General features: G+C 34.2%; 21 protein-coding genes. 12 read left to right on the forward strand and 9 right to left on the reverse strand.

Annotated features, from left to right (window positions below):
* Positions 1-107 precede the first annotated feature (107 nt).
* From ACNQGB_RS11645 to ACNQGB_RS11675, 7 genes are all read left to right on the forward strand, one after another.
* Positions 108-806 (forward strand): tetratricopeptide repeat protein, encoded by a 699-nt coding sequence (locus ACNQGB_RS11645; protein ID WP_417943986.1) that lies wholly within the window; start codon positions 108-110, stop codon positions 804-806.
* 45 nt (positions 807-851) lie between these two features.
* Entirely contained in the window at positions 852-2,207 is a 1,356-nt protein-coding gene (locus ACNQGB_RS11650) for a UDP-N-acetylmuramate--L-alanine ligase (protein ID WP_417943987.1), read from the forward strand.
* A 7-nt stretch (positions 2,208-2,214) separates the two neighbouring features.
* Complete coding sequence (locus ACNQGB_RS11655; protein WP_417943988.1) at positions 2,215-2,673, forward strand: GNAT family N-acetyltransferase; 459 nt, start codon at positions 2,215-2,217, stop codon at positions 2,671-2,673.
* Between the two features lie 12 nt (positions 2,674-2,685).
* Positions 2,686-3,381 (forward strand): RadC family protein, encoded by a 696-nt coding sequence (gene radC / locus ACNQGB_RS11660; RefSeq protein ID WP_417943989.1) that lies wholly within the window; start codon positions 2,686-2,688, stop codon positions 3,379-3,381.
* A gap of 8 nt (positions 3,382-3,389) precedes the next feature.
* Positions 3,390-4,079, forward strand: coding sequence for a YjjG family noncanonical pyrimidine nucleotidase (locus ACNQGB_RS11665; RefSeq protein ID WP_417943990.1), 690 nt, complete (start codon positions 3,390-3,392; stop codon positions 4,077-4,079).
* A gap of 1 nt (position 4,080) precedes the next feature.
* Positions 4,081-4,560, forward strand: coding sequence for a hypothetical protein (locus ACNQGB_RS11670; RefSeq protein ID WP_417943991.1), 480 nt, complete (start codon positions 4,081-4,083; stop codon positions 4,558-4,560).
* Positions 4,561-4,675: 115 nt separating this feature from the next.
* On the forward strand, positions 4,676-4,825 hold the full coding sequence (locus tag ACNQGB_RS11675; protein ID WP_417943992.1) for a hypothetical protein: 150 nt from the start codon (positions 4,676-4,678) through the stop codon (positions 4,823-4,825).
* 59 nt (positions 4,826-4,884) lie between these two features.
* Here ACNQGB_RS11675 and ACNQGB_RS11680 read toward each other — a convergent pair whose 3' ends face one another.
* A complete protein-coding gene (locus ACNQGB_RS11680; protein ID WP_417943993.1) occupies positions 4,885-6,162 on the reverse strand; it encodes a replication-associated recombination protein A in 1,278 nt (425 codons plus the stop codon).
* A 309-nt stretch (positions 6,163-6,471) separates the two neighbouring features.
* On the opposite strand from ACNQGB_RS11680, the gene ACNQGB_RS11685 reads away from it, so the two are divergent.
* Entirely contained in the window at positions 6,472-7,260 is a 789-nt protein-coding gene (locus ACNQGB_RS11685) for a rhomboid family intramembrane serine protease (RefSeq protein WP_417943994.1), read from the forward strand.
* Positions 7,261-7,313: 53 nt separating this feature from the next.
* Here the strand turns inward: ACNQGB_RS11685 and rlmB are convergent, their stop codons facing one another.
* From rlmB to ACNQGB_RS11725, 8 genes are all read right to left on the reverse strand, one after another.
* On the reverse strand, positions 7,314-8,048 hold the full coding sequence (gene rlmB / locus ACNQGB_RS11690; RefSeq protein WP_417943995.1) for a 23S rRNA (guanosine(2251)-2'-O)-methyltransferase RlmB: 735 nt from the start codon (positions 8,046-8,048) through the stop codon (positions 7,314-7,316).
* Positions 8,049-8,109: 61 nt separating this feature from the next.
* Positions 8,110-9,558: a SusD/RagB family nutrient-binding outer membrane lipoprotein gene (locus ACNQGB_RS11695; RefSeq protein ID WP_417943996.1), complete on the reverse strand. Its 1,449-nt coding sequence runs from the start codon at positions 9,556-9,558 to the stop codon at positions 8,110-8,112.
* Between the two features lie 12 nt (positions 9,559-9,570).
* Positions 9,571-12,651 carry a SusC/RagA family TonB-linked outer membrane protein gene (locus ACNQGB_RS11700; RefSeq protein WP_417943997.1) on the reverse strand — a complete coding sequence of 1,027 codons (3,081 nt, stop codon included), beginning with the start codon at positions 12,649-12,651 and terminating at the stop codon, positions 9,571-9,573.
* Between the two features lie 410 nt (positions 12,652-13,061).
* Complete coding sequence (locus tag ACNQGB_RS11705; protein WP_417943998.1) at positions 13,062-13,877, reverse strand: IS3 family transposase; 816 nt, start codon at positions 13,875-13,877, stop codon at positions 13,062-13,064.
* Positions 13,878-13,900: 23 nt separating this feature from the next.
* The gene (locus tag ACNQGB_RS11710) at positions 13,901-14,179 is read right to left on the reverse strand and encodes a transposase (protein ID WP_165151468.1); all 279 of its coding nucleotides are present in this window, start codon (positions 14,177-14,179) and stop codon (positions 13,901-13,903) included.
* Between the two features lie 425 nt (positions 14,180-14,604).
* Positions 14,605-16,152 carry a SusD/RagB family nutrient-binding outer membrane lipoprotein gene (locus tag ACNQGB_RS11715; protein ID WP_417943999.1) on the reverse strand — a complete coding sequence of 516 codons (1,548 nt, stop codon included), beginning with the start codon at positions 16,150-16,152 and terminating at the stop codon, positions 14,605-14,607.
* Positions 16,153-16,161: 9 nt separating this feature from the next.
* Positions 16,162-19,257: a SusC/RagA family TonB-linked outer membrane protein gene (locus ACNQGB_RS11720; protein WP_417944000.1), complete on the reverse strand. Its 3,096-nt coding sequence runs from the start codon at positions 19,255-19,257 to the stop codon at positions 16,162-16,164.
* 84 nt (positions 19,258-19,341) lie between these two features.
* A complete protein-coding gene (locus ACNQGB_RS11725) occupies positions 19,342-21,018 on the reverse strand; it encodes a BamA/TamA family outer membrane protein (protein WP_417944001.1) in 1,677 nt (558 codons plus the stop codon).
* A gap of 212 nt (positions 21,019-21,230) precedes the next feature.
* Here ACNQGB_RS11725 and rpsL point away from each other — a divergent pair, with 212 nt between their 5' ends.
* From rpsL to rpsJ, 4 genes are all read left to right on the forward strand, one after another.
* Positions 21,231-21,614, forward strand: a complete 384-nt coding sequence (gene rpsL, locus ACNQGB_RS11730; protein WP_007136570.1) for a 30S ribosomal protein S12 — start codon at positions 21,231-21,233, stop codon at positions 21,612-21,614.
* A 73-nt stretch (positions 21,615-21,687) separates the two neighbouring features.
* Positions 21,688-22,164 (forward strand): 30S ribosomal protein S7, encoded by a 477-nt coding sequence (gene rpsG, locus ACNQGB_RS11735; RefSeq protein ID WP_035668130.1) that lies wholly within the window; start codon positions 21,688-21,690, stop codon positions 22,162-22,164.
* A gap of 11 nt (positions 22,165-22,175) precedes the next feature.
* Positions 22,176-24,332, forward strand: a complete 2,157-nt coding sequence (gene fusA, locus ACNQGB_RS11740) for an elongation factor G (RefSeq protein ID WP_417944002.1) — start codon at positions 22,176-22,178, stop codon at positions 24,330-24,332.
* A gap of 11 nt (positions 24,333-24,343) precedes the next feature.
* Positions 24,344-24,649 (forward strand): 30S ribosomal protein S10, encoded by a 306-nt coding sequence (rpsJ, locus tag ACNQGB_RS11745; RefSeq protein WP_011963470.1) that lies wholly within the window; start codon positions 24,344-24,346, stop codon positions 24,647-24,649.
* Positions 24,650-24,802 lie beyond the last annotated feature (153 nt).

Raw genomic sequence — 24,802 nt, forward strand, 5'->3', positions numbered from 1 at the left:
AAGTATTCTTGAATTAGATGAAATTAATATTAGAAATATTTCTTACTAAATTACTAATATTTACTTAAAATCAAATGTAATTTATCATATTTCCCTATTTTTGAAGAATGAAACATATTATTTATTTATTTGTATTTCTACCAATTATGATGTGGGGTCAATCTGATTTTGATAAAGCGGAACAACTATATAAGGCAAACAAAATGGATCAAGCCGAGTTGGCCTTTGAATCTGTTTTAAAGTCCAGTCCATCGAATTTAAAAACAATTGAATATTTAGGAGATATTGCGGGATATAATAAATCTTGGGATAAAGCAATTGGGTATTATAAAAAACTAAAACAGCTGAAACCTTCAGAGGCCGATTATCATTTTAAATATGGAGGAGTTTTAGGCATGAAAGCCAAAGATTCAAACAAATTTAAAGCACTTGGAATGATTGATGAAGTGAAATCTTCATTTGAAAAAGCCATCAGTCTGAATCCAAGACACATTGAATCCCGTTGGGCATTAATTGAATTGTATATTCAGTTGCCTGGAATTGTAGGTGGAAGCGAATCTAAAGCTATAAAATACTCCAATGAATTACTACGATTATCCCCTGTAGATGGGTATTTGTCCAGAGGACACATCGACGAATATTTTAAACGATATAAAGCTGCTGAATTACAGTATAAAAAAGCAATACAGATTGGTGGATCTAAAAAGAGTTATCAAAAATTAGCTAGTTTATACAAAAATAAAATGCGGGATCCTGAAAAGGCAAAAACAATATTAGAAACCTACAATAACAAAGGACAAGACTAATTTTTTTTAGTTTTTCTAATCTTTTAACATAAATCATAAATTAGAATGCGTACACATTTTATAGCTATTGGAGGAAGCGCCATGCACAATCTAGCTTTAGCACTACACAATAAAGGATATCAAGTTACGGGAAGTGATGATGCGATTTTTGAGCCATCAAAATCAAGATTAGATAAAAAGGGAATTTTGCCTCCAGAATTAGGCTGGTTTCCCGAGAAAATAACGGCAGACATTGAAGCAGTTATTCTTGGTATGCACGCCAAAGCCGATAATCCTGAATTAGTAAAAGCGCAGGAATTAGGACTGAAAATATATTCTTATCCAGAATTTTTATTCGAACAATCCAAAAATAAAACACGTGTTGTAATTGGCGGTTCTCATGGAAAAACAACGATTACTTCGATGATTTTGCATGTAATGCACTACCATGACAGTGCTGTTGATTACATGGTTGGTGCACAACTGGAAGGTTTTGATACGATGGTGCATCTCACAGAAGAGAACGATTTTATTGTTTTGGAAGGAGATGAATATTTGTCTTCGCCAATTGACCGCAGACCAAAATTTCATTTGTACCAACCGAATATTGCTCTGATTTCAGGAATTGCTTGGGATCATATTAATGTTTTTCCAACGTATGAAAATTACGTTGAACAGTTTGAAATTTTTATTGGCAAAATTACAAATGGTGGAATTCTAGTTTACAATGAAGATGATGCTGAAGTAAAACGAGTTTCCGAAGCTGCAACAAACCCAATTCGAAAATTAGCGTATCATACTCCAAAATATACTGTAAGTGATGGTGTTACGCTTTTGGAAACTCCCGAAGGCGACATGCCAATTGAAGTTTTTGGGGCACATAACTTGAATAACTTGGCTGGAGCCAAATGGATTTGTCAAAATATGGGCGTTGATGAAGCCGATTTTTATGAAGCTATTGCCAGTTTTAAAGGAGCTTCAAAACGATTGGAGAAAATAGCCGAAAGTAAAACAAAAGTAGCGTATAAAGATTTTGCGCATTCACCAAGCAAAGTGGCTGCAACTACAAAAGCGGTGAAAGAACAGTACCCTAATCGAACTTTAGTGGCGTGTTTAGAATTGCATACATACAGCAGTTTGAATGCTGAATTCCTAAAAGAGTACGAAGGCGCACTCGAATTTGCAGATAAAGCAGTTGTTTTTTATTCGCCAGATGCAGTAAAAATCAAACAGCTTGAAGAAGTTACTTACGACCAAATAGCAAATGCTTTTAATAGAAAGGATTTGATTATTTATACGAATCCAAAAGATTTCAAGGATTATTTATTCAACTTGAATCTAGATAATTCTGCTTTATTGTTGATGAGCTCCGGTAATTACGGCGGATTAAACTTTGATGATGTAAAGGAATTGGTAAAGTAAAAATGGTATGAAAGACAAAGTTAGAATTGTTAAAACTACCAGTGAAAATCCAGATTTTGTCAATTTGATTTCCGCTTTGGATAAAAGTTTATGGGAACGTTATCCAGAATTAAAATCTGATTATTGGGGAAATAATATTTTGGAAATAAATCCAAATGTTGTCATTCTTTATTTAGAAGGAAAAGCGGTTGGTTGTGGTTGTTTCAAAAAATACCAGAAAAATACAATAGAAATAAAGCGTATGTTTGTTTCACCTGATGTCAGAGGAATGGGTTTGGCACAAACAATATTACTTGAATTAGAAGCTTGGGCACGTGATTTAGGATATTCTTTTTCTGTTTTGGAAACTTTATACAAACAAAAGGAAGCTATTGCCTTGTATCAAAAAACAGGATATGGCATAGTTGATAATTACGATCCTTATATAGGTTTAGAAAATAGTATTTGCATGCGGAAACCAATTTAAACAATAAAATGAATGGCTGAAAATTCCTTTTTCCCTATTACCAATTGGTCCGAAGATGATAAGCCACGTGAAAAACTGATGCTCAAGGGCAAAAGTGTTTTGAGTGATGCGGAATTAATAGCTATTTTGATTGGTTCAGGAAGCAGAAACGAATCGGCGGTAGATTTGAGCAAACGAATTTTAGCAAGTGTAGATAATAATTTGAATGCGTTAGGAAAAGTATCATTGTCACAACTCATTCAATTTAAAGGAATAGGCGAGGCTAAGGCGATTTCAATAATCGCAGCATTAGAGTTAGGCAGGCGTAGGAGAGCGGAGGAGGTTGTCGAATTAAAAAAAGTCACCTCTAGCAAAATAATTTTTGAAATCATGCAGCCAATTATTGGCGAATTACCACATGAAGAATTCTGGATTATTTATTTAAATAATTCCAACAAAGTTATTTCAAAAGCACAATTGAGCAAAGGAGGCATTACCGGGACTCTTGTAGATGTGCGTATTGTTTTTAAAACTGCGCTCGAAATGGGAGCAACGGGATTAATTTTATGTCACAATCATCCATCGGGGACTTTAATACCAAGTGATGCTGATAAGCAAATAACAAAAAAACTAAAATTGGCAGGCGACAGTTTAGAAATTAAAGTGTTAGATCATTTAATTGTGACTGAAACCAGTTATTTTAGCTTTGTAGACGAAGGAATATTTTAAATTAAAAAATGAAACAAACACATATAACAGATGTATTTTTCGATTTAGATCATACACTTTGGGATTTTGATAAAAATTCTGAAATTACTTTTGATACTATTTTCAAAAATAATCACCCATCAGTAGAAACAAAATTGTTTATAGAAAAATACGTGCCCATCAACCAAGAGTGCTGGAAACTCTATCAGTACGATAAGATTACGCACGAAGAATTGCGCTACAATCGATTAAAACATTCTTTTGACGCCATTAATTATTCTATTTCTGATTCGGAAATTGATGTTATTGCGGAGGATTACATTCGATTTTTACCCGAAAACAATCATCTTTTTGATGGTACTTTTGAGGTTTTGGACTATTTAAATCAAAAATACAAGCTGCATATCATTACCAACGGATTTGCCGCTGTTCAATATAAAAAAATATATAATTCTAACCTCGGTAGTTATTTTCAAACGGTTACTAATTCTGAAATGGCAGGAGTCAAAAAACCAAACCCTATTATTTTTGATTATGCTTTAGATTTGGCCAAAGCAAAAAAAGAGAACAGTATCATGATTGGTGACAGCTTAGATGCTGATGTTCAAGGAGCTTTAGATGCCGGATTGGATGCTATTTTTTTTAATGAAAGTAACTTACAAGTAGCAAATCACATCAAGCAAGTAAATCATTTATTAGAACTAAAAAAATATTTATAAAATGAAAAAGACATTCCTAGTACTACTAATCTTAACAGTCAGTTATTCGTATGCGCAATCGGTTAATGATTATAAAGCCGTAATCGTTCCATTACAATTTAATTTTTTAAAAGCAGAGAATCAATACCGATTGAATACGCTAACAAAATTTAATTTAGGTAAGGCAGGTTTTACCGCTTTTTATACTAATGATTCCATTCCTGCAGAATACAATGACCGGTGCAGTATTTTATATGCTGATGTTAGTAATGAAAGCGGTTTTTTGGTGACTAAATTGTACATTACATTAAAGGACTGTAATGGCAAAGTTGTTTTTAAATCCCCTATTGGTAAAAGTAAGGAAAAAGAGTATCGAGTTGCTTATACAGAAGCGCTTACCGAAGCTTTTGCATCTGTTTACGCATTGAAATATAAATATAACGGAGCTAAAGTTCCAGTTCAAACCGCAATGTTACAAAACGCTGTTTACTACAGTAGTTGAAAAATCTATATCTGCTGAGGCTACTGTATTCCTTGATACAAAGGATGTCAATTTACTTTATGCTCAAGCTACATCTACTGGTTATCAATTAATAGACAGCACGCCAAAAGTTGTAATGAAATTATTAAAAACATCACAAGCCAACTCTTTTATTGCGATAAAAGATTCAGTGCAAGGCTCTCTGATTTTAAAAGACAATCAATGGTTTTTTGAATATTATCAAAATGACACATTAATTTCAGAAAAAATTGCCGTTAAATTTTAGGTTATAAAATTTATAAAAGTGTAGCAAAGTCTGGAGCAATCTGGACTTTTTTATTCGCTTTAGTAACCATATTTATCTTTCCATCTGTTCTTTAAAAATTCCCTGATGCTGTTTTCTCTTGAATTGTTCCCAGGAATATAAATAGGTGTTTCTTTAAGTGCTTCTGGTAAAAATTCTTGATCGGCAAAATTATTGTTGTAATCATGAGCATATTTGTATTCTTCACCATAGCCTAATTCTTTCATTAATTTTGTTGGAGCGTTGCGTAAATGAATGGGAACCGGAAGATCTCCTGTTTGTTTCACTAATTGTTGCGCTGTCCCAATGGCTAAGTACGAGGCATTACTCTTGGGAGATGTAGCAAGGTAAACCGCACATTGACTCAATAGTATTTTACTTTCGGGATAACCAATGGTTGTCACTGCTTGAAAAGTATTGTTGGCCATTATAAAAGCTGTTGGATTTGCATTCCCAATATCTTCACTGCTTAGAATAAGCATTCTTCGAGCAATAAATTTCACGTCTTCTCCACCTTCAATCATACGTGCGAGCCAATATACAGCACCATTAGGGTCACTTCCTCGAATCGATTTTATAAAAGCCGAAACTATGTCGTAATGCTGTTCGCCTGTTTTATCATACAAAACCGTATTTTGTTGCACTAAGGAAAAAACTAAATCATTTGTAATTAAAATTTCGTCTTCATTAGAGGCATTTACAACAAGTTCGAAAATATTTAATAGCTTACGTCCGTCTCCGCCGGAAAGTCTCAATAGCGCTTCTGTTTCGCGTAAAGTAATTTTTTTGGCAGATAAATAGAGGTCTGTTTTCATGGCGCGTTCCAGCAAAGACTCTAAATCTTTTTTTGTAAAAGCGTTTAAAATATATACCTGACATCGGGAGAGTAAGGCAGGAATAACTTCAAAACTTGGGTTTTCTGTGGTGGCGCCTATTAGTGTTATCCAACCTTTTTCTACGGCGCCCAACAAAGAGTCTTGTTGTGATTTACTAAAACGGTGAATCTCATCTATAAAAAGAATAGGATTTTTTGCGGTGAATAAACCACCACTTTGCTTCGCTTTTTCAATTACATCACGAATATCTTTAACGCCTGAATTAATTGCACTCAAAATATAAAAAGGACGTTTCGATTCCTGTGCAATAATTTGTGCCAATGTGGTTTTGCCAGTTCCGGGTGGACCCCAAAAAATTATGGAAGGAATAATTCCTTTAGCGATTTGTTGCGTCAAGGAGCCATTTGGTCCTACCAGATGGGATTGACTGATGTAGTCTTCTAATTTTTGTGGTCGTATGCGTTCTGCAAGTGGTGCTTCCATTTTTTTTGTAAATCTAAATCGATGCGTCAGTCCGCTGGCATTAGGGTCTAAAAATTGTAATCCTAAATTAGAAATATGACACCTGTAAAATTACTATTTTTATTTGGAGCTATTTCCAGCTGTGCACTATATCTTTTATATCTCGTTAAAAAACGAGATATAAAAGGATACCTCCCGAGACTTCGGGATCATCTGGGCTAATGAGTAGCAGTAAAAATGGGTTTTCTGTTTAAATATGACAAAATAGCATTAAATTGCTTTTGGTGAAGTTTTTGAACTACAGATTTCAAATTAAATATTTCGCTATTCATGGAAAAGCATTTCAAATTTACGAATGCAGTTATTGCGCTCCCTCTTTTTTTTGTAGTATTCCTGTGGTTTATTTTTTGGCTTGAAATTCGATTTGATTTTGACTTTGTTGAAAACGGAATTTTGCCAAGAACACTTTCAGGTTTACAAGGAGTCTTTTTCAGTCCGTTTATTCATGCTGATATGGAGCATCTTTACAACAATTCAGTTCCTTTACTTATTTTATTAGCTGCATTGCAATTTTTCTATCCAGATCAAACCGTGAAAGTTATCTTATTCGGGATTTTATTTTCAGGATTGATTACGTGGATTATTGGCAGAAGCAATTACCACATAGGAGCAAGTGGATTAATTTATGTGCTATTCAGTTTTGTTTTTTTTAAAGGCATACAAACTAAATACAGTAGACTTGTAGCTCTTTCCTTGGCAGTAATAGTTATATATGGCGGTATGGTTTGGTATGTTTTTCCAAGTCCAGAAATTGCAGGCGAGAAGTCAATTTCTTGGGAAGGACATCTGGGCGGATTGATAACTGGATTTTTGCTCTCGTTGATTTATAAAGCTCCAGAATACAAGAAGGTGCTAAAGTATGATTGGGAACATCCAGATTTTGATCCTTCCGAAGACAAATTTATGCAGCGATTTGATGAGAATGGTAATTTTGTCAATATACCAAAATTGGAAGAAAATGCAGAATTAGAAGAATTTGTAGCATATTATTCTTCAAATGTAGCAGTTGATTACGAGATTGTTTCAAACGAAAAAAAGGAATCAAAACCAAAGTCTTAATTCCTTTTGTATGTTCTATTTCACCTTAATCCGTTTTGGATGCGCTGGGAGGATTAGTTTCTCTGTCTTACAGCTTCGTATAAAAAAGCACCACAAGCTACGGAAACATTCAGTGAACCAATAGTTCCAAACATTGGAAGCTTCGCTTTTTCGTCAACAATTTTCAATACAGATGGATTGACACCTCGATCTTCAGAACCCATGATAATTGCTACAGGTTCGTTTAAAGTTATATCATAAATAGTTTGATCCGTTTTTTCTGTTGCCGCTACTGTTTTTATGCCGCTCGCTTGCAATAGAAAAATAGCATCTTTGATGTGTTCCACTTTACAAATAGGGATATTGAATACGGCTCCTGCAGATGTTTTTACAGTATCTCCATTTACTGGAGCTGATCCTGCCTTCTGAACAATAATACCATTTACACCAGTACATTCTGCAGTTCTTATGATGGCACCAAAATTACGTGCGTCAGATATTTGATCTAATATTAAAAACAATGGTTTTTTACCATTTTCAATAACGGATTCAATCAATGATTCTAAATCAAAAAATGAAATAGGAGATATGGTCGCTACAGCACCTTGATGGTTGTTGGGTGTCAATCTGTTTAGTTTTTCAATTGGAACATAAGAAAAGTTTATATTCCCACGCTTCATTACCTTCATTAAGTCTTTCATAAGTTCGCTATTCGCTTCCTTTTGAATATAGACTTTGTCAACAGTAGCACCAGATTGTATTGCTTCAATAATTGCTCTAATCCCAAATATTTGATGTTCTTTTTCCATGGTGCAAATATATAAAAAAAAACCACCAGCTGCGCTGATGGTTTTTATAGTTAAGATTTTATTACAAATCCCACCAAACTTTGTTACTTAATGATACGTATGGTTGCGGAATACCAGGGCCTGCTTGAAGTGATGCAGTGTTAACATTAATCTCAATTTGAGGATAAGATAACCTAACTGGAATAGCATTAGTGGTTCTGTTATTTATTGAAGGAGTTAGTGCTGGGAAACCAGTTCTTCTCCAATCAACAAATGATTCGTACGCTCCTTGGTACATTGTAATCCATTTTTGTTCCATAATTCTCTGTAAAGTATTGTTGTATGTTACAAGAGGATTAGCTAAGTAAGTAGTCGCTGATGCTGCTAAACCAAGAGATGTTAAATCTTGAGTAATTGCGTTGTTGTAATTTAATAGAGCGTTAGTTGCGTCAGAAGCTCTGAAATAAATTTCTGCCTTAATAAAATTTACTTCAGCTGCACTTATTAAAATAACTGGTGAATCAGTCGATGCGTATGCTGATCCAGTTCTTGAAAACAAACTTTCACCTGAGTCGTCAGTATCATCGCCTGGAATATTACCTAAAACTTGCCCTGCTAGGGCTCCATTTACTACAGGTTTGAAATACACAGCTATTCTAGGATCTGACAATGATTTCATCTTGTTAACGAGAGTATTGGCAACTGCGTTATCTTTTCTTCCAGATAGTACGTCAAACTGATAGATTGGATTTGAGTTTGAAGCGCTTATTCCAAAAACTAATTTCGCGTCATTAGCACTATTACTAATTAAAGTAGGGTTTGTTTGCAAAAAAGTTAATGCTGCTGTTGGTCTTCTTAAACTTAAGTGGTTTAATAATCTTAACTTAAGAGAGTTTCCAAAGGCAGCCCATTTTGTAGATGACCCTTTGTAAATTACGTCAGCAGCACCAGGATTAGATCCTGCATTTGTAGTTACATTTGCTATTCCATTGTCAACTCGCACCAATAGGTCATTGTAAATATTCTCTTGCTTGTCATAAGCAGGAGTCAATATTGATGATAATTGTAAAGCTTCCGAATAAGGAATGTCTCCAAAATTATCAGTTAATACACTAAAGGCGTACACTTGCAACAATTGTGATATTCCTAAATATAGTTTATCATTTGTTGTACTTGTGTTATTTTCGATAGTTTTTAAATCAATTAATACATTGTACATATTAGTCCACAAGCCATCTGTAGCTGAAGGAGTAATGTCATAACGAGCATATTCGTTTGGTTGACCTCTATGTCCAGCATAATACTGTACGATACTTGATGGCATACGTGTAGCTTCGCCTCCAATTATGTACCCTAAATTTACCTCGGAAGAGGTAAGTAATGTGGAATTAGGAACGGCAGTTGGTGCATTAGGATCACTATTTATATCTAATTCACTTGTGCATGACGAGAGTAATAATAAACTTGTAAAAACCCCAACAAAAAGATTTTTAGTATTTATTATTCCATCATAAATTTTTATTTTTTTCATCTTTTTATATTTTTAAAATTGAACTCTTAGATTAAAACCAATTGTTCTAGTTGTAGGAAAAGCAAATCTAGAAACACCTTGAGCATTACCAGTTCCAAAAGAACTTGATTCTGGATCTATGTGAGGTACTTTTGTCCATAAAGCTAAATTGCGACCATATAGACTTACGTCTAATGCTTTGATGCTGCTGTTATTCAATTTAAATGTATATCCAATAGAAGCTTCACGCAATTTGACCCAATTGTTTTCGTAAACGTATTCTTCATTAGGATAAGCACTACCGTACCATACTGCATCGCGTTTAACGACAACATCATTTGGATTTCCGGTGGTTTGGTTAACACCAGGAAAGGTATAATCTTCTTCTCTACTTGCAGTTTTTGCACTTACTCCGTAAAAATCCAATAATTCCTCAGTTCCACTGTAGATAGATCCACCTTGTCTGGTATCAAATTGAGCAGAAATATATATATTTTTATAAGTGAAAGTATTTGTTAATCCACCCGTCCAGTCTGGTTCAACATATCCTAGATTTAAACCGTCTTCAAAAATAGGGTATCCATCATCATCAGTTAATACTTGTCCATTATCGTTTCTAGCATAACCAGATCCAATAATGCTTCCGTAACGTTCACCTTGTACAGCGTAAATTGCAGGATTTCCTCCAAATCCACCTAAGAATATTTTGTCGATACCTGGGAAAGTTTGGTCAACATTAGATTTTATCTTACTAAAGTTAACATTTATGTCCCATTTGAAATCTTTTGTTTGAATTGGTGTTGCACGTAAAGATAATTCTACACCTCTAGAATTGGTTTTACCACTGTTTATAATGGTTTGTTGAGCGCCAGTAGTTGGAGAAATATCTAATGGAATGATTCCACCTGTGTTTACATTTCTAAAATAAGATGCGTCTAATCCAAGTCTATTTTTAAACATTTTTAATTCAACACCAACTTCATATTCCGTTGTAAATTCTGGTTTTAAATTAGCGTTTGCAATTGTATTATCAACGGTATATCCCGGAAGGCCATTGAACGGGAAAACTATTCCTGTAGTAAAGCCATCTGCAAATTGACCTAACTGAAACGTTTGTTGTGTTAAGTAAACTCCTGCATCACGAGCGGTTTTTGACGCTCCAACACGTAATTTACCATAATTAAACGTGTCGCCTTTAATATTCAATGCTTCAGAGAATATGAACGATGCACTTGCCCCTGGATAAAAGAAACTTCTATTTTGTTGTGGAAGTGTAGAACTCCACTCATTTCTTCCTACAACATCTAAAAATAAATAATTATTATAGTTCAAGGTTAAATTTCCAAAAGCACCTATTAAATTACGTTTACTTGTAGAATTAAATGCAGGGTCAAAGGTTTGGATATTATTAGTGTTTTGAATTCCAGGTAGAACTAACTGAGATCCTGTAATAACAGTTTGTCTAAATGTTCTGGTGTTTATATCCTGGCCTATTAATAAAGTCGCCTCAAATTTATTAGCAAACTTCTTGTTGAATGTTGAAGTTAAGGTTGATGTAATCTCGTTTCTTGATACATCATCAAATGAAAGAAACCCGTTTGGAGCACTTCCACTATTTTTATCTCTGAAAATTTTTCTATTGTCAACCAAGTTGTCGTTACCCAATCGATAGTTAAGTTTCATCCATGGAGCTAAGTCGTAAGCTAAATTTACGCTCATTATATATCTTTGACTATCACTAAGTGCGGAGTTTTTATTAACTGTCCAAAATGGGTTGTCAAAAGATCCGCCACGAAAGTTGATTTGGCTTCCGTTTGGTCTTTCATATCCATATCCAGACAAATCCCAAGATACAGGAGCATGGAACAATGCAAAAATTGGGTTGTTTCCATCTTGACCTGTAAAAGGTAGATCGCCATTAGAAATATTATAGGAGAAATTAACTCCAGCACTAAATTTATCATTAAACTTATAATTCCCGTTAAAACGAGCATTAATTTTATTAAAACCTTGATTTGGTATAATTGACGTTTGTCTAGAATTTCCTAGCGAAACAAACATACTATACTTATCTGAAGAACTAGACAATGATAAATTATTATTATTTGTATATCCAGTATTCAAAAAATCTTTTCTTGGATCAAATACTTTTAATTGGATGGGTTGTGGACCTAATCCTCTTGCTGCACCAGCTCCAGCACTGTTCACTGTTTGTCCTGTTATGCGAGGTCCAAAAGATCGCGATGTTCCTTCTCTGTAAGTTACGCCATTGGTACCTTGAGCAAATTCTGTTTGATAGTCAGGTAACACTAAAGCCTCGTCAGCTGCAAATTGGCTAGTGAATTCGATTACAGGTACTCCACTATTACTTTTCCCAGATTTAGTTGTTATTAAAACCACACCATTAGAACCTCTATTTCCGTAAAGTACCGCTCCAGCAGAGCCTTTTAAAACTGTTACTGATTCTATGTCGTTTGGATTAATATCTGACGCTCTGTTTGGACTTGCAAAACCTGTAACTGTATTACCATTTCCATCATTTGAATTTGAAATGGGAACTCCGTCGATAACGTAAAGAGGCTCATTAGAGTTAGTAAGAGACTTATTTCCACCTCTTATAACTAATCTACTTGCTTGACCTGGCGCTCCGCCAGAAGCAATTACTTGCACACCAGCAACTTTTCCGCCAAGTGCATTTACAAAATTCTGATTTCCACCTTTTGTTATGTCGTTTTTTCCAACAACAGAAGTAGAATAACCTAAAGCTCGTTCTTGTTTTTTGATTCCCAATGCTGTCACAACAACAACTTCAAGTTCATTAGCTTCGTCTTTAAGCTTTACATTAACAGTAGATGAAGTAGCTGGTACTTCTTGTTTTCTCATCCCAATATAACTAAATATTAAGATTTGATTTGGGCTTGCTTTAATAGTATAGCCTCCATCAAAATTACTTTGTGTCCCAGATTTAGTTCCTTTTACTAATACACTCACACCTGGCATAGGCAATCCTGCATTGTCAGTAACTGTTCCTGAAACGGTTCTTTCTTGCGCAAAAGTTATTTGCGCCATTAGTACTACTAAAAGTACTAAGAATCCATTAAACTTTAGTTTCATCTTTATTATTTTTAATTTGTAAAACAAAATTCATAATAATTTGTTAATATAACTAGTAATAATTTTATTTAATATAAAAATTATAGTTATCACTATGATTTTGTTAAAATTATTTATTTTATTTAAAAAATTGTAATAATTTTTGAAGTATTTAGGTTTTTATTAGTTTTTATGATCAAAGGTGTTTATATATATTAGTCATATTAGCAATCTTTTATGTATTCTTAATTTATAAGTGCAATTTTTTTTGTTTGTATTAAATCCTTGCATGTCAATATTATGCTGTACCCATTTTTCAGACAGAAATCTCAACGATTTAAGATAGGTTTTTAGTTTTATATTCTATTATCTTGGTTAAAATCGGAGATAACTTTTGGCTATTTTAAGAAGCCAAAAAAGTTATACTGATTTTATGCCACTTCTTTTTTGTAATAATTATTATAAGGCGTTCCATAATCTAGTGACTGATGAATTCGCCGTGTATTATAAAATTCAAAATAATCTTTGAGTCCTCTATAAAGGCTGATTCCATCAGTATATGCTTGTAAATATATATTCTCGTATTTGACTGTCCTCCATAATCTTTCAATAAAAATGTTGTCAATAGCTCTTCCTTTACCGTCCATAGAAATTTTTATTTCATTGTTTAATAGTACATTGGTGTGAACCTCATTGGTGTATTGACTTCCTTGATCTGTATTGAAAATTTCAGGCACACCATACTTTTGTATAGTTTCTTGCAAAATATCGGCACACCAATCGGCACTCATTGTATTGCTTACACTCAAGTTCAAAACAAATCTTGTATGCAAATCAATAATCGCAGTCAAATACATAAATCCTTTTGCCATAGGAATATAGGTGATATCTGTTGCCCAAACCTGATTTTTATGAGTGATTTTCAAACCTTTGAGTAAATAAGGGTATTTCTTATGTTCTTTATTACTCACTGTTGTTTTAGGTTCTCTATAAATGGTTTGCCAATTGATGATTTGCATCAATCGTTTTACCCGTTTGCGATTCACTTTAAAACCTAAATCCTTGAGCCAAAACGTCAGTTTCCTGCAGCCATAAAATGGAGTATTAAAATACTGTTGGTCTAATAATTGCATTATTTTCAAGTTCTCTAAACTTTCCTGTTTTGCTTTATAATAAAGACCGCCACGATGAATTTCTAATAATCGACATTGTTTGACAATGCTCAATTTATTTTGGGTATCGACCATTTTCACTCGCTCACGGATCGATACTAACCCAGACTTTTTTTTAAAAAGTCATTCTCCAAAGTCAGCTGACCTATTCGAGCATAGAGTTTCTCTGTTGGAATTTCATCTTTGGCAACGAGCGTTTTTTCTGCAGAAAAAACCGCAGAAAGATTCCGTATCGCTTCGGACTTCCACATTGAAATTTGGTTGGGCAGCAACTCGTATTTTTTTGCTAATACCTCGATGGTATCTTTCTCTTTTAAGGCTTCCAAAACAACTTTGGCTTTGAAGTCTTTTCCGAAGGTTCTTCTTGTTCTTGACATATTAGTGCTAATTTAAGGTTTTTATTCCTATCTAAATTAGTCGGGATATATTGTCCGAATTTTGGGGGTCAGCATAGTATTATATTGGATTAATATTTTATTGTTTCAAATCGTACTAAAATTTATATTTGTACGTATTAATATGCTTTAGAGTACTATTGATTTTAAGTCTTGTACTTACATTAATATAGCACAAACAAATTTAGACTTCATTTTATGAATAGAATTGAATAGTTTTCATTTTATAGCTGAGGAGCCTAATTAGTTATTTAGTTTAATAACTTGTATTTTAGATTTACAATATATCTGGAACTTGTATTTGCTGCCCGAATTCCAACAAACGATTTGCCTATTAGCAATATTAGACACAAAAAAAGAGGCTGTCCATTTGGACAGCCTCTTAAAATAATAAACCAGAATATTAATTACGGCACATACCAGAATGGCCCTTGTGTTGTAATTTGAGCTGATGTCAAGATAGGCACGTTACCTGAATTTGCATTATACTCCGACAAAGGATAAATCAATCTCTTTGGTCTTGAAGGTTGCAAGTTGAATCCATTAATTGACCCAGGAATTACTGGATATCCAGTTCTTGTGTAATTAATATAATTTTCAACTCCATGAATACCACTTAAGGCAATCCATTTTTGTGTTAAAATTGCACGGATTTTATCAGTTGTTGCTGCCCATCCAAAATTTGGAACAGTTTCTATTTGTGTAGCATATGTCCCTATAGTTGCCCCTAGGTAAGTGAATGATGCTTGAACACCTTCGTTGAACAACGTTTGAGCGACTCCAGTAGTAAGAAATCCTCTTTGTACAGCTTCAGCTTGAAGAAATTTGCTTTCTGAAAGCAACATTAGTACACCAGCTTTGGAAGAACCAGCTGCAGTTCTAGTTGCTGTGTTTGTTCCTACATAATTAGTTAATCCCAATCCAAATCTTGATGTTGGATTTGATGCATTGTTTTGTCCTGGAACTGGTTTTTGTCCCTGATCCGTACCTACGACTTTACCTCCTACAGTAAGCCATAATCTTGATCTTCTCGGATCTATCACACCTGCTGTTGGTCCGCCAGCTTCTCCATTTAACACATCAGCAAAATGTTTTGATGAAGTGAAAAAAGTATAAGTAGTACCTGATGTAAGACCTGCTGCGTCTCTTACGAAAGAACCAAAAAATGGGCTTTGTTGTGCGTCATTACCAGAAGAGTACCCTGGATTGATTAAAACATCTGCACTAACAAAGTTATTTAAGGATTGTAAAGTTGCATATTTACTGTTCAAATAAGTTACAGTTGCAGCATCAGATAATTTACTTTGTCTCAATAAAATTCTCAATTCAATAGTATTTGCTAATTGCAACCATTTACTCATATCACCACTAAACACAACATCTGTACTTACAGATTCTGCTGTTGCAGATGGATTTTGAATAAGTGCACGAGCTTCTTCCAATTCTTTTACTAATTCTTTGTAAATTACAGCATCATCATCATAAACTGGTGTAAGGTTTTCTTGTCCTTTAAAAGCTTGTGAGTATGGAGCATCACCATATAAATCTACAATATATTGTATGTAGTGTGCTTTCATTATTTTAGAAATAGCTACATAATTTCCTTGATTAGGCAAATCAGTTTCTATTATTTTTTGAAAGTTACCTACACTTCGGTACAACCCATCCCATATCGCTGCATAGGTGTTGTTGTCAAAATTATAAGAATATTCAACTTGTAAAGGATTGGTAAATTGATAAATGTTACCAGCCCAAGCATTTGTCATTACGCTACCAAGTCTATTCATGTTGATAGCTTGCGTTCTAAAAGCTTGTGCTTGTGCACCTGGTAAAATTAGTCTTGGAGGCAAAGCTGACTCTAGTGGACTATTTACGTTGGTGTTGTCAACTAAGTAATCACTACATGAAGAAAGTGATACAGCTGCTACTGCTAGTATTAAAAATATTTTTTTCATTGCTTGTAATTAAAATGTTAAATTCATGCTTCCACCAAAGGTTCTTGTATTAGGATATTGTCCTGTACCAGAATATCCTTGTCCATTTCCATTGTTTGCAGTGCTATCCGAAGCTTCTGGATCTGTATATCCTTTATTGCTTTTAGCTAATACAGTAAATGGGTTTCTCGCATTCACTCCGAATCTAAGTGAAGTTAAACCTATTTTTGAAATCAATGTAGTTGGTACTGAGTAACTCAAAGCAAGTTCTCTTACTTTAAAAGCCGTGGCATTGATAACATTGTGTTGTCCTGATCTTCTTAATGAATCGTAATAATCAATAATTCCATTTGGTCCGTGTCCAGCTGCTGTAAATACAGTAGTATTTGGTGTGTATACACCAGAACCTGGTGTAGTTTCTATTACTGAATTTGGCATAATAAAACCAACTTCTCTATCAAAAGCTGCAGACTCTTCTAAACGCCCTGGCCATGTTAAGTCAGCTTTTGTTCCAGAAATGATTTGGTGACCTGTTCTGTAATCCATAACTGCTGTTAATGTAAATCCTTTGTATGCAAAAGAGTTAGACAGTCCTAAAATGTAATCAGGTGTTGCTTTACCTAAAATGGAGTTAGAAGAAGTTCTTGTTGGAAGTCCAAACTGATTAAGTATTACACTTCCGTTTGCATCTTTTACAAATGTTGTTCCTTTAATCAATGGAAATTCTTGACCTACTTGTGCAAAAATTCCTGCTCCTGCAGTTGCGTCAGAGAAAAGGTTAACTTCTGTTATACCACCTTTTAAAGAATTAATTACAGATTTGTTTGTTGCGTAGCTCGCTCTTAAGTTCCAAGTAAAATCTTCTGTTTTAACGGGTACTAATCCTAAATCTATTTCAAGACCTTTAGTTGTCATATCACCAATGTTTGATTGGAATGCTGCTAGTCCACTTGTAGAAGATGTATTAGCAAAGGTTATCAAATCTTTTGTGTCAGAGATATAAGCTGAACCGTCTAATGTGATTCTATTGTTAAAAAGTCCTATGTTTACATTCACCTCTTTGGTTGTTACAAATTCAGGTTTGATGTTTTTATCTGTAGGTCTTTGGTTAATGGTATACGATCCAAGTTGTCCGTATGGAAAGCCAGTTGGGAATACTCCTATTTCAGTAAGTGCAAATGGTTGTATTGCAGAGGAGTTACCCACTCTAACAATATTGGCAGCCACTTTTAAGTAAGTTAAAGTTTCACTTTTTAATCCTTCAAATGCTACTGTTGGTATGAAAGATACACCTGCACTTGGATAGAAAAAATTGTTATTCTCCTTTGGTAAAACTGAACTCCATTCGTTTCTTCCAGTTAAATTCAAAAACAAATAATCTTTATAACCTAAATCAACATTTGTAAAAACTGCTGCTCTGTTTGATTTTAATAATCTGTTATCTAAAGTAGATGGATTAGCTGGACTTTTGACGTTGTTTATTGCATACAAACCAGGAATGTCAAGATTCTGACCACCTTGAGAAGTGGCTCTGAAATAACGATCTTGTGTATTGACACCCGTATTAACTTTAAGATTTAAGTCTTCCGTTAGGTCGTAATCAAAATTTACCAATAAATCGCCGTAATATGTTCTTAATGAAGATTGACTTGCAAAAAATTCAGATGGTTGGTTTCTATTGGCACCTACACCAGCTAAGGCAGCAGGCTCAGTATATACATTGATGTGAGATTGTGCTTCTCTGTTTGTCAATTGTAAGTTCCCTGTGTAAGTTACGTTGATGTTTTTGTTGATTTCATATTTTAATGCAGCGATAGCATTAATAAATGTTCTTCTTGCATCATTACGATTGTTGTCAATGGTCCAATATGGATTTTTGAAATAAATATTATAATTCCCTTCATTCCCTGAATTCTTGAATAAATCTAAAGGGATGTTACCAGCTGTTTGAATTAAATCATCAAGCAAATCTGGTGATGTTTCAGCAGATTTTTGGTATGTGTAGTTTAAATTACCATCAATGCTAAATTTTCCAACTTTTTTACCTGCTTTGAATAGGAAGCTGTTTCTTTCTAAACGATCGCCGTTAACAACAAACTCAGTATTCACTTTGTTAGCTGATAGTAAAGCGTAAGAATCTTCACTACCTGCATTGATAGAAAATCCGTTTTGGAACGTGGTACCTGTTTGAAAAAAGTCTTTAACGTTATCTTTTATAAATGAGTAAGGTAACTCTAATTCTAAACCGTCAGCTTGCGCCAAACCAGTTGGTCTTAAAACACCATCAAAAGGAAGTCCCCAAGATCCGTTTTCGTCAGGATAATGAACTCCATCCCATCCTTGGCCATATTTGTTTTGAGTTTTTGGCATAAAGGAAATGGTTTCAAAATCAATAGCAGAATTTACATTCACAGTGATTTTTCCTTTTTGTTTCCCTTTTACTGTCGTAACGATAATAACACCGTTAACACCTTGCTCACCATAAAGTGCGCCACCCTGCATACCTTTGATCACGTTGATGCTTTCGATCAATTCAGGTGGTAATTGTTGTAAAGTTGCAGAGGAAGAGATAGAATTATCAATTACTACTAAGGCCTCATTGTTACCAGTTATCGATCTCGTACCTCTAAGTACAATTCTATTTGTGGCGTTAACACCATTTGTAGATTTGTTGATTTGAAGTCCAGATACTTTACCTACTAGAGATTGTACTACGTTAGGGTTAGCAGCTTGCGTAAGTTCTTTACTTGCTACAACTTGCATAGCTGATGTAAGTGCATTTTTGTTTCTTTTGATACCCAATGCTCCAACGATTACTCCTTCTAGTTGAACTGAGTCGTCCATAAGCTTAACGCTAACATTAGATGAAGACGCAGCAATTTCTTGGGTTTTCATTCCAAGGTAGCTAAATACCAAAACTTGGCTTGGTGTTGCTTTGATAGAAAATTTTCCATCAAAATCGGTTTGTGTCCCAGATTTAGTTCCTTTAACTAATACGCTCACACCCGGTAAAGGCAATCCTGCATTATCAGAAACAACACCAGAAACAGCTCTTTCTTGCGCGAAAGTAATTTGCGCCACTAGCACTAGTAAAAGCACTAAGAATCCATTAAACTTTAGTTTCATTTTATAATATTTTGAATTAGTCTCGCAAACCTCTTAATAATTTGTTAACTATCCTAATATATATATTGATAATTACTGTTTAAATTAAAATTTAACATTATAACTAATATGTACTATTGTGTTATAAAATTCTATTTGTTGGTTTTCTGATTTTCCATTTGCTAGTGCAAACTTCAATAAACCATTGTTAATTTGTAGGCCAAATCCAAATCCTATCGCCAAAAGTTTATTCGTATTGTCTGCTTTTTCAAGGTTGGTTCTGTTTTTATAAAAGCAGTAATCTAATATTGAATGTACATATAAAGAAGAGGTTATTATGTATCGGTATTCTGTGAGTAAAGAGGTTGTGAAGTAAGCTCTCAAGCTATTTTCTGTAAAGCCTCTAATGCTGTTGAATCCCCCAAAACGATACAGTTCATTGTCTAGGTATCGGTTACTTTTTAAGTAGTAGTTTTGGCTTTTTATGTTTATGCTATTCTTTTTGTTTAAATTAAAATTGTGTGATGCCTCTATGGTAATGAATTTTTGACTGCTTTTAGTTTTTTCTGCGATTTCATTTAATATCTGCCGATTACCTGTTCCAGTTGTAAAGTTTAATGCTGTTTTAATAAGAAATGTATTATTATATTGATCTAATTTTTTGTAATCCAAACTAGCAGTAACAAATAAATTATTAAAATCTCCTACCGATGTTTCTAGTGCGTTTTGTATGTCACTTGAAGCGGTTCTTTGGTATCCTAAGTAGAATCGGGTGTTGTAATTTGCAAAGTAGCTTAAATCAATAGCTGTTTTAGTGTTTTGAAAAGTACTGTCTTGTCTAAATAATTGAATTTGAGCTTTTAATCCTATCGGTGATTTTAGTAAGTATGGTAATTCTATATTGGCATTAAAAGTCTTCTGATCATTTCCGTCACTTTTCCAATATATTGATAACAGTTCACCAGAGCCTAAAATGTTTTCTAGTTTTATGTCAGCATATCCGTTAAGTCTTATTTTATTTGTTTCGTTATTTGAAAATCCAATAAAACCATCAAAACTATTGGATTTTCTTTTTTCGAGGTATACATAAGCCTTTGTGGAATCTTTTGTGAATAAAATTTCAGGATATTTTACTTGATTGGTGAATTGAAATTTTTCGAAATCCTGATAGATTTGATTTATCATTTTTTGGTTAAACAAAGTGTTTTTGTATTTTCTTTTAATTTGTGCTAAATGTCCTTTGGGAAATTTTGCGTTTTGATTGGTGTCTTTGAAATTGACTATGATGGCATTAAGAATTCTTTTTTGATCAGACTCAACTCTTAAATCTGCATAGATTTCGTTTTTTTTTCTTGAAATATTGGTTAGGTTAACTTTAGCAAGTGCAAAACCATTTTCCTCTAATTGTTGGATTGTTTGATTTAGAAAAGAATTGATTTCAATATATGATATCGTTAAGGTGTCCTTTTTTTTTAGTTTTGGAATTTGTTGTAACATTAAATCCGAACCCACATTTATATAAACAGTACTCATTTTAGGTCCTAGTTTTAAATTGGCGACAAAAATGGAATCGTTTTTAGCATTAAATTCTTGCGTTGTGTTGTCTATGTATCCTATATTGGATAGTTTTTGAGAAATTCGGATTAGTTCATCGTTAATTGATTTTGTGTTTTCGTGTTTTGCAATGTATTTTAAGGAATCTATAGTTTTTGTTTCAAACGAATTACTTCCTTTTATAATTAAACGAAAACTTTGTGCCGAACAACTAAGGCAAAAAAGCATGATGAACATTAAAGTGAAAGAAGGTTTCAAATGAGCTCGTATTTTTAAATAAATGTAATGCAAATATTTATTTTTTAAGATAAAAATCAAATGATAAAATAATCTTGTTGTAAATTAATTGATTAACGTTTGTAGAGTAAAAAATATTTTCTACATTTGCAACCCCGCAAAAAGCGGGAATTTAATATAATAAGAAATTTTTAGTATTAATTATGCCAACAATTCAACAATTAGTAAGAACAGGAAGAACTCAGATAACTAAGAAGAGTAAATCGGTTGCTTTAGATTCTTGTCCTCAAAGAAGAGGGGTTTGTACGCGTGTTTACACTACAACACCAAAAAAACCAAACTCTGCAATGCGTAAAGTAGCGCGTGTACGTTTGACAAATGGTAATGAAGTGAATGCTTACATCCCTGGTGAAGGACACAATTTACAAGAGCACTCGATAGTATTAGTTAGGGGTGGAAGGGTAAAAGATTTACCAGGAGTTAGATATCACATCGTTCGTGGTGCACTTGATACGTCAGGAGTAGCAGGAAGAACGCAAAGAAGATCTAAGTACGGAGCAAAACGCCCAAAAGAAGCTAAAAAGTAATTTAAAAAGTTATTCTTGTAGAAGCGCGATTCTTCGCAATTATATTGGTATGACATTTTATTAAAAAAAAGACATGAGAAAAAGAGCGGCAAAGAAAAGACCACTTTTACCAGATCCAAGGTTTAATGACCAACTGGTAACACGTTTTGTGAACAACTTAATGTGGGATGGAAAAAAATCGACAGCGTTTAAAGTATTTTATGATGCAATTGACATCATTGAGTCTAAAAAACAAGATGCTGAGAAACCATCATTAGAAATTTGGAAAGATGCATTAACCAATGTTATGCCTCACGTAGAAGTACGTAGTCGTAGAGTAGGTGGAGCTACATTCCAAATTCCAATGCAAATTCGTCCAGATAGAAAGATATCTATGGCGATGAAATGGTTAATTCTTTATTCAAGAAGAAGAAACGAAAAATCTATGGCTCAAAGGTTAGCTTCGGAATGTTTAGCTGCGGCTAAAGAAGAAGGTGCTGCCGTTAAGAAAAGAATGGATACTCACAAAATGGCAGAGGCTAATAAGGCATTCTCTCACTTTAGATTTTAATCCTGTAAGAAATGGCTAGAGAACTTAAATATACAAGAAATATAGGAATTGCTGCTCATATTGATGCTGGCAAAACAACAACAACAGAGCGTATTTTATTCTATACGGGAAAATCACATAAAATTGGTGAAGTACACGATGGTGCTGCAACAATGGACTGGATGGCACAAGAGCAAGAAAGAGGTATTACAATTACTTCTGCTGCTACAACTTGTGAATGGAATTTTCCAACTACGCAAGGTAAAGTGTTGCCTGAAACATTGCCTTACCACTTTAACATTATCGATACTCCGGGTCACGTTGACTTTACAGTTGAAGTAAACCGTTCTTTGCGTGTACTTGATGGTTTGGTATTCTTATTTAGTGCTGTTGATGGTGTAGAGCCTCAATCAGAAACTAACTGGAGATTAGCAGATCAATACAGAGTGCCGCGTATTGGATTCGTTAATAAAATGGACAGACAGGGATCTAACTTTTTGATGGTATGTCAACAAGTAAGAGATATGTTGAAATCTAATGCTGTAGCGATCACTTTGCCAATTGGTGAAGAAAATGATTTCAAAGGTGTTGTAGATTTAGTTAGAAATCAAGCTATTGTTTGGGATGAAGAAGGTCTGGGAGCAACTTACGAGATCGTGCCAATTCCAGAAGACATGCTCGATGAAGTGAAAGAATACAGATCGATTCTTATTGAAGCAGTAGCTGATTATGATGAGACTTTGCTTGAAAAATTCATGGAAGATGAAAACTCTATTACAGAGGAAGAAATCAACATTGCATTAAGAGCTGCTGTAATGGATATGGCTATCATTCCTATGATTGCTGGTTCTTCTTTCAAAAACAAAGGAGTTCAATTCATGTTAGATGCTGTATGTAAATATTTGCCATCTCCAATGGATAAAGAAGGTATCGAAGGGATTCATCCTGATGATGCTGAATTATTAGAAGAAGATCAAACTAAAATCTTGCGTAAGCCAGATGTTAAAGAGCCATTCGCTGCTTTAGCATTTAAAATTGCTACTGATCCATTCGTAGGTCGTTTAGCTTTCTTCCGTGCTTATTCAGGACGTTTAGATGCTGGTTCTTATGTTTTGAACACACGTTCAGGAAACAAAGAAAGAATTTCTCGTATCTACCAAATGCACGCTAACAAACAAAACCCAATTGAGTATATCGAAGCAGGTGATATTGGAGCGGCAGTTGGATTTAAAGATATCAAAACTGGAGATACATTGTGTGATGAAAAACACCCAATTATTCTTGAGTCAATGAAATTCCCTGCGCCAGTAATTGGTATTGCTATTGAGCCTAAAACTAAGGCTGACGTAGATAAAATGGGTATGGCTTTAGCTAAATTAGCTGAAGAAGATCCTACGTTTACTGTTAGAACAGACGAGGCTTCAGGTCAAACTATTATTTCGGGTATGGGTGAGCTTCACTTAGATATCCTAGTAGATAGAATGAAACGTGAATTCAAAGTTGAAGTAAACCAAGGTGAGCCTCAAGTTGAGTACAAAGAAGCTTTTACAAAATCTGCTCAACACAGAGAAACATACAAGAAACAATCTGGAGGTCGTGGTAAATTCGGTGATATCGTATTTAGACTGGAGCCTGCTGATGAAGTTGACGGTAAAGCTGCTGTAGGTTTGCAATTTGTAAATGCAGTGAAAGGTGGTAACGTTCCTAAAGAATATATTCCATCAGTTGAAAAAGGTTTTAGAGAAGCTATGAAAACTGGTCCTTTAGCAGGATACCAAGTAGATAGTTTGAAAGTAACCTTATTAGACGGATCTTTCCACCCGGTGGATTCTGATGCACTTTCTTTTGAACTTGCGGCAAGAATGGGTTATAGAGAGGTAGCTAAAGCAGCTGGTGCTGTTATATTAGAGCCAATCATGAAAATGGAAGTGATTACACCAGAAGAAAACATGGGAGATATCGTAGGTGATATCAACCGTCGTAGAGGTCAGGTGAATGATATGGGTGATAGAGCTGGTGCTAAAACTATTAAGGCAGATGTGCCATTATCTGAAATGTTTGGATACGTAACTACGTTAAGAACGCTTTCATCAGGTAGAGCAACATCTACTATGGAATTTTCACACTACTCTGAAACGCCTTCTAATATTTCGGAAGCAGTTATCAAAAAAGCAAAAGGAAACGCATAATCTTTAAGAAAATGAGTCAAAAAATCAGAATAAAATTAAAATCTTACGATCACATGTTGGTAGACAAGTCTGCTGAAAAGATTGTAAAAACGGTAAAAAGTACCGGTGCCGTTGTAACAGGACCAATTCCATTACCAACTCATAAAAAACTTTTTACGGTTCTACGTTCTCCGCACGTAAACAAAAAAGCAAGAGAGCAATTTGAAGTTATGTCATACAAGAGATTGATTGATATCTACTCTTCATCTTCAAAAACTATTGATGCATTGATGAAACTTGAATTGCCAAGTGGAGTTGAAGTTGAAATAAAAGTATAATTTTTTATATTTTATAAAAAAAAGCGAGGCAGTTCTGTCTCGCTTTTTTTATGGAGTTGAATTTTATAAACCACTACTAATAACTGGTTCTTGATTTTATAATTTAAGGAAGTAGTTTTTATAATGCCTTAATTTTAGCTCTATCACGGGTGT

Source organism: Flavobacterium frigidum, from assembly GCF_048286795.2.